The following is a 6,506-nucleotide window of genomic DNA, read 5'->3' as shown; positions in this document are numbered from 1 at the left end:
AGATCAATGTGGAAAAGGTTCGAACATTGCATCCTTTAGCCTACTCTAAAAGGGGAAAGTGATTTAAAAGATCACTTTCCCCTTTTTCTTTTTGCTCTACAGTTCTGGCTTGGAAAGTAACGGCTTTCAGACCAACAGGGAAGGCTATTCAGATCATTTCCCATAAATACGGATTGTCAAACCAATTCAAAACAAGCAGCCTTAGTAAGAAGGGCTGCTAAAGCCAACGCTTTTTTCTAAACCACAGATAAATAAGAAGGGTTACCAGCGCCATGACGACTAATACGGCCGGATAGCCGTATTTTTCCTTTAGTTCAGGCATATAAGCAAAGTTCATCCCATAGATGCCGACAATAAAGGTGAGCGGCAAAAAAAATACCGAGAAGATTGTTAGCACCCGCACCACCTCATTGGTCTTTTGGGAAGAAAGCGAGATGTAGATGTTGATCAGGTTATTGGTGCTCTCATTCACCTCATCGTAGAGCGTGTTCAAATGAACGTGCAGGTCCTTAAGGTCCTGCATTTCGGTTGGCTGTAGTTCCAGGTACTGCATGTTATCCAGGATCACTTCCGAAAGATGGAGCACACGTTTCGATACGGCAGCCTTACGCTTTAAGTGATACAAACCTTTGGTAAGAGGAGGCATCCTGTCATTGAGAAAAGTTTTTGCTTCGTAATAATCCAGGTCTTCAGCAAGACTCTGGGCTGGCGCCTCGAAGGTTTTCAGTACAGCCTTGACAAGCCGGGTTAGCAAGCCTTGCGGTGTCTTCACTACACCGGTTCGAATGTATTTACTTTCCACTTCCTCGATTAAATCGGCTGGATTTCTATGGATGGTGATAATAAATTTTCGTGAAAAGAAAATAGCTACCTTATTAGTCAGCTCCTGGATCGTATCTGCCTCCTTATGTGCCCCCCGGTCATAGATGCGGGTGATCATAAAAGCCACTTCTCCTATCTCTTCATACTTAGGCAGGTGCTCAGGCTGGAGTGAGTCGATGACAGAGGAGCGATGCAACCCATATTGAGCCGCCACTTCCTTCAGTTCTTCTTCCGAGGGACTTTCCAGATCGATCCATTGCCAGTCAGCGTTTTCCAGGGAAACTATCGTTCTTTTCATATAAAGATTTTCTGTTATGCTATGGTCGGGTAATATACTGCATTCCGGTAAGTGAAAGAAAAGACAGATTATCAAAATAGGGAAATACCAAACCCATTTAATATACGCTGTGTCTGCTTGGATTACTTTAGATATAGCAGGTCATTCCTACACTTTGTGCACCAAAATCAGTACCTGCTATTATAGCTTACATTTGGACAAAAGAGAATCGTTCTCAGGCTGTTCCTCCTCCCTTCAAAAGAAAAATATCCTTCCTGTTTCCAGACGATGTAGATTTTCTATCCATAAGAAGCGTTCTGATAACCAATCACTTCATAATACTCATAAAAAGGGCTTTCCCGCTCTTCTTACACCGCTAGTTATTTACTCACAGACACTAAATCGATGTGGATAAAGTTATATAATTCGACCCTACGGGCTACTACCCGCAAAAAAGCCGCTTCAGATAAAACTGAAGCGGCTTTACTATTTCACTTCGGACACTTACAATAGCTTTCATTGATAAGTGTCTTTGGCTTTTTCTTAACTCATTTAATAAGTGTCATCTGTACCTGCAGGATTTCTCCTATTCTTTTAAAGAAGCCATATCAATCACAAAGCGATACTTCACGTCGCCTTTGAGCAAACGTTCATACGCTTCATTGATCTGCTGGATGTTGATCATTTCTATGTCTGAAACGATGTTATGTTTGCCACAAAAATCAAGCATTTCCTGAGTTTCGGCAATGCCGCCGATCAAGGACCCGGCAAAGCTTCTACGATAAGGTATGAGACTGAAGGCCGCAACCGGAAGCGGATGTTCAGGTGCTCCGACCAATGCCAGTTTACCATCTACCCGTAAAAGGTTTAGGTACATGTTGATGTCGTGTTGCGCCGAAACAGCGTCAAGGACAAAATGGAGCTTGCCTGCATAGCGTCTCATTTGCTCTTCATCTTTTGACAGTACCACGTCATCAGCCCCCAAGCGTTTAGCATCTTCCACTTTAGAAGGAGAAGTGGTAAATACAATCACTTCTGCACCCATTGCCTTAGCAAGTTTAACCGCCATGTGTCCCAGGCCGCCCAAACCGACAACACCGACCTTTTGGCCAGGACCTACGTGCCAATGCTTCAGCGGGGAGTACGTGGTGATGCCGGCGCACAACAAGGGTGCTACAGCCGCCAGATCAAGATTCTCAGGTACGCGCAGAACAAAGTTTTCATCCACCACAATGCTTTCGGAATACCCCCCGTAGGTTTGGGTGCCCAGGTATTTATCGGGCGAATTATACGTTTGAATATTGCCTTTTTCGCAATATTGTTCCAAATCTTCTCTACAGTACTGGCACTCACGGCAGCTGTCTACCATGCAGCCAACGGCAGCCAGATCACCTACTTTAAATTTGGAGACATGATCGCCAACACTTACAATTCTGCCCACGATTTCATGACCCGGCACACAAGGGTAAATGGTCCCGTGCCATTCGTTTCTCACGGTGTGAAGATCGGAATGACAAACCCCGCAATACAAAATGTCAATCTCTACGTCATGGGGTGTTGCCTTTCTACGGTTGATGTTTAACTGATCTAAAGGCGCTTCTGCTGCTTCTGTACCAAACGCTTTGATGTTTTTTACTTCCATAGTTGTAAATTTTAAACTGTGTATCTAATTAACTCTATACCTAAAAGGCTAATGTGGAGCAATCCTATCGTTACATGCTGTTTCCTTTAACTATCTATATCTTAAATGTTCTTTCGTTGGCTATTAAGTATGAGGGAGCTATACTTTAACTTCAACTATACGAAATACATAGAAAGTACTTGTGCCGGTTTAAGCTATTTCACAGCCTTGTTCGCTCGTCTAATTATGGACTGTTAAGTACCTAAGACTGTTCTTGTATAAAATTCACATACGGTACTGTTCGTCGCTGACCTTTTCCATCCAGTTGACAGCCTTGCCCTGAAGACTTTCCTGGATGGCGATGTGCGTCATGGCGGTAGTGGCGGTGGCACCGTGCCAATGTTTCTCACCAGGAGGAAACCAAACCACATCTCCGGGACGAATTTCTTCAATGGGACCACCCTCCCGCTGAACCCAGCCAAAACCGGACGTGACAATGAGAGTTTGGCCGAGCGGATGGGTATGCCAGGCCGTGCGGGCACCGGGTTCGAAGGTGACGTGGGCACCGCCTACCCGCGCCGGATCACTCGCCTGAAACAACGGATCGATTCGAACGGTACCTGTAAACCAATCTTCGGGGCCTTTTTGCGAAGGCTGCGAACCAACTCTTTTAATTTCCATATTGAACTGGTTAATCATTTAGCGTTACTGTATTCTTCATCTGAAACAGGCTGCATCCATTTGACGATGCCTTTCTCCGTATTCGGAATGATGTATAGTTGTTGCAAGCCAGTATCAGGACTTGCCCCGTGCCAATGCTCCACATTGGGTGGGCACTTCACCACATCTCCCTTTTTGATGGTTTGGCGGGGCTGCCCTTTTATTTGATGGTAACCAACTCCATCTGTGATGATTAAAATCTGACCGGCCGGATGTATATGCCAATTGCTTCTGGCTCCAGGCTCAAAATAGACGTTGCCGACAAGGGTTTGATAGGTAGTATCATTGGAGACCAAGCCATAATTCCAGGCCTTCCCCGTGAAGTTTTCTGCCGGCCCTACTTCTCCTTTCGGAAAGATGGCTTGTACTTCATTTTCAGCGGCCCTATTTAAAACCTGTTCTTTGCAACTAATGGTAAACAATGCAGAAAAAGCTATAACTGTTATGATGGATATCTTCATGTTGCTGGTTGCTATACCTACTTATATTCAGTTATAATGGAAGCAGTTCTATTCTTATTCTATACCGAATCAGACGCTACAAAGACAGCTACATCACCATATATTTTGCCTAAGGCTACCGATCCTTTTGAATACGAAAAATCTTAATAGAACAATGTCAGGTTGCCCCAGGAAGCATAAAGAGTTATATCCCAACAGCAGGTATGTGACCCGCCGGTGCATCTTTGGCAGAAAGCCAATCTCATACAGATGATAATCTAGATACCGGACTTCCGGAAATTTAAAGGAAGGTGCTGTTCTAACACCTTCCTTTAGGTTAATTAGCTAAAACGCTTTTGGCTGTTGCCTTCGCCTTTCCTGACTTCAAATTCTCGTTGAAGAAGGAAGTGAGCTTATCAAAAGGAATAACATCTAACCTGTCGTACAAATCAACGTGATTGGCGTTTGGAATGATCAGGAGCTCTTTGGGCTCAGCGGCAGCTTTGTAAGCATCTTCGCTAAAGTAACGGGAGTGCGCATCAGAGCCGGCAATTATCAAAACAGGGCGTGGTGAAATCTCTTTGATGTAGCTCAGCAACGGCATATTCATAAAAGAAAGGGCATTGGTAGCGGTCCAGGCACCATTTGAGTTAGGTGAATTTTTATGAAAACCGCGCGGCGTGCGGTAATAATTGAAATAATCGACTACAAATTGGGGTTCGTTACCTTGCAGTTTTTCAGGTAGAATGCGGTTACCATAGGCCGTTGTACCATTTTTTGCGTCTTCCCAGCGCTGTTGGTTCATCTGTTCCAACATTTGCGTGCGCTGCTCAAGTGTTACTACGTCATTATAACCTTTCGACATCACCCGTGACATATCATACATACTGGTGGTGGCTACGGCTTTAACCCGCTTGTCTATTGCGGCTGCATTCAGCCCCATTCCCCCGAAACCACAAATGCCAATAATCCCGATGCGGTTTCTGTCAACCGAAGGCTGCAGGCCAAGGTAGTCCACTGCCGCACTGAAATCTTCCGTATTGATTTCCGGCGATGCCACGTTGCGGGGTTCACCTCCACTTTCACCGGTGTAGGATGGGTCAAAGGCAAGCGTAGCAAAACCACGTTCGGCCATGGTTTGTGCATATAATCCGGAAGATTGCTCTTTTACCGCACCAAACGGGCCGCTAATGGCAAGTGCCGCTAATGGTTCAGATCCACGCTTTTTAGGAAGGTATAAATCGCCCGCAATCGTAATTCCATAACGGTTTTTGAACGTTACTTTCTGACGGATCACCTTATCGCTTAATAAAAAAGTATAATGATCTGTTTTATCTGTCTCCTTCATGGCTTTTGTTTTTTCTGCTTTCACGCTTTGATTTGTTTGTGCAGAAGCTTGTCCCAAAACCATAAGGACTGCAATGGCTAAAACTGTTACTTTTTTCATCTTCTTTAGCATTTCAATTTGCCTGAACCAGTTATGGAACAGCCGGTTATTCATGGATTGATTTAATGAATTTGGCTGGCACGCCGCCTACTATGGTATCGGCGGGTACATCTTTAGATACCACTGCGCCTGCTGCCACTACGGCGTTTTCGCCAATGGTAACGCCGGGAAGTATGGTGGCGGCTGCACCAATCCAGGCGTTGCGTTTGATCAGGATTGGCTTGCAAATCAGCGTCCTTCTATCCGCAGGGTCTAAAGGATGATTTTCGGTGGTGAGATTTACTCTGGGTCCTAATAAAACATGGTCTTCGATGGTGATGCCACCCATGTCTAAAAAGGAACAGGCATGGTTGATAAAGACGTTTTTGCCTATTCGGATAAACCGCCCAAAATTGGTGTGGAATGGTGGGAAGATAGTGGTACTCTCATCGAGTTCGGTACCGATGACCTCACTTAGCCGCTCCCGGATTTGGTTGATATCGGTCGAGGTGTTGAGTTGAGTAGACAAGCTTATGGTACGGTCAACCACTGCTTGTACTTTAGGATACTGCGGGTCATCCAATCGTATTGGCTCGCCGGCTTTCAGTCTATCAAAAATGTCTCTTTCGCTCTGGTTCGAGACGGGTTCTCTTTCCAATTTGTCCATTGTCTTTGTACTCAATAATACAGTGCAAAGATATGGCTGTCCTTATCGGATCAGGTAATGAAAATCAAACCAATCATTAAGAATATCAAACTTCCTGCGCCCTGAAGGATTTAGGATTTGTGCCCGTCAGCTTTTTGAAGTAATTGTTAAAATAAGTAGGGTATTCAAAGCCAAGTGCATAAGCAATATCGGCAATGTTCCAGTCCGTATGCTGCAAAAGGGCTTTTGCCTCGCTGATGATGCGATCACTGATGTGGGTAGTGGTTGACTTGCCGGTCACTTCCTTTACGGCACGGTTCAGATAATTTACGTGCACATTTAAATTTATTGCATAGTCCTGGGCGGTCTTTAGCTGAAGCGGAAGGTCGGTACTTTCGATGGGAAACTGCCGCTCTAAAAGCTCCAGAAAAACGGATGTAAGTCGGGAGGCAGCATTCTTGTTTTGGTCATAATTTTCCGAAGGTTGCAACTTCAATGCTTCGTGAATGATCAGGTGGATGTAATTGCGTATAAGATCGTCTTTATAAGCATAA

At 44.8% G+C, this 6,506-nt stretch carries 7 protein-coding genes; all 7 read right to left on the bottom strand.

Going from position 1 to position 6,506, the window contains the following annotated elements:
- Positions 1-217 precede the first annotated feature (217 nt).
- The gene (locus OB13_RS10160) at positions 218-1,120 is read right to left on the bottom strand and encodes a magnesium transporter CorA family protein (protein WP_461490054.1); all 903 of its coding nucleotides are present in this window, start codon (positions 1,118-1,120) and stop codon (positions 218-220) included.
- 565 nt (positions 1,121-1,685) lie between these two features.
- Positions 1,686-2,741, bottom strand: coding sequence for an NAD(P)-dependent alcohol dehydrogenase (locus tag OB13_RS10155; RefSeq protein WP_461490053.1), 1,056 nt, complete (start codon positions 2,739-2,741; stop codon positions 1,686-1,688).
- A 264-nt stretch (positions 2,742-3,005) separates the two neighbouring features.
- Entirely contained in the window at positions 3,006-3,401 is a 396-nt protein-coding gene (locus tag OB13_RS10150) for a (R)-mandelonitrile lyase (protein WP_461490052.1), read from the bottom strand.
- A gap of 14 nt (positions 3,402-3,415) precedes the next feature.
- Entirely contained in the window at positions 3,416-3,901 is a 486-nt protein-coding gene (locus OB13_RS10145; RefSeq protein ID WP_461490051.1) for a cupin domain-containing protein, read from the bottom strand.
- Positions 3,902-4,217: 316 nt separating this feature from the next.
- Positions 4,218-5,381 carry an alpha/beta hydrolase gene (locus OB13_RS10140; protein WP_461490050.1) on the bottom strand — a complete coding sequence of 388 codons (1,164 nt, stop codon included), beginning with the start codon at positions 5,379-5,381 and terminating at the stop codon, positions 4,218-4,220.
- Positions 5,374-5,973, bottom strand: a complete 600-nt coding sequence (locus OB13_RS10135) for a DapH/DapD/GlmU-related protein (protein ID WP_461490049.1) — start codon at positions 5,971-5,973, stop codon at positions 5,374-5,376. Before OB13_RS10135 ends, OB13_RS10140 begins: the two co-directional genes overlap by 8 nt.
- A gap of 85 nt (positions 5,974-6,058) precedes the next feature.
- Positions 6,059-6,506: helix-turn-helix domain-containing protein (locus tag OB13_RS10130; protein WP_461490048.1), on the bottom strand; the 448-nt coding region annotated here is incomplete at its 5' end.

Source organism: Pontibacter sp. HJ8, assembly GCF_054824225.1.
The sequence above is the reverse complement of the archived record's forward strand: the minus strand, read 5'-3'. Positions and strand labels throughout refer to the sequence as shown.

Bases quoted from the DNA above. Each gene is read 5' to 3' on its own strand.
- OB13_RS10160 (WP_461490054.1), bottom strand. From the start codon at position 1,120: ATGAAAAGAACGATAGTTTCCCTGGAAAACGCTGACTGGCAATGGATC.
- OB13_RS10155 (WP_461490053.1), bottom strand. From the start codon at position 2,741: ATGGAAGTAAAAAACATCAAAGCGTTTGGTACAGAAGCAGCAGAAGCG.
- OB13_RS10150 (WP_461490052.1), bottom strand. From the start codon at position 3,401: ATGGAAATTAAAAGAGTTGGTTCGCAGCCTTCGCAAAAAGGCCCCGAA.
- OB13_RS10145 (WP_461490051.1), bottom strand. From the start codon at position 3,901: ATGAAGATATCCATCATAACAGTTATAGCTTTTTCTGCATTGTTTACC.
- OB13_RS10140 (WP_461490050.1), bottom strand. From the start codon at position 5,381: ATGAATAACCGGCTGTTCCATAACTGGTTCAGGCAAATTGAAATGCTA.
- OB13_RS10135 (WP_461490049.1), bottom strand. From the start codon at position 5,973: ATGGACAAATTGGAAAGAGAACCCGTCTCGAACCAGAGCGAAAGAGAC.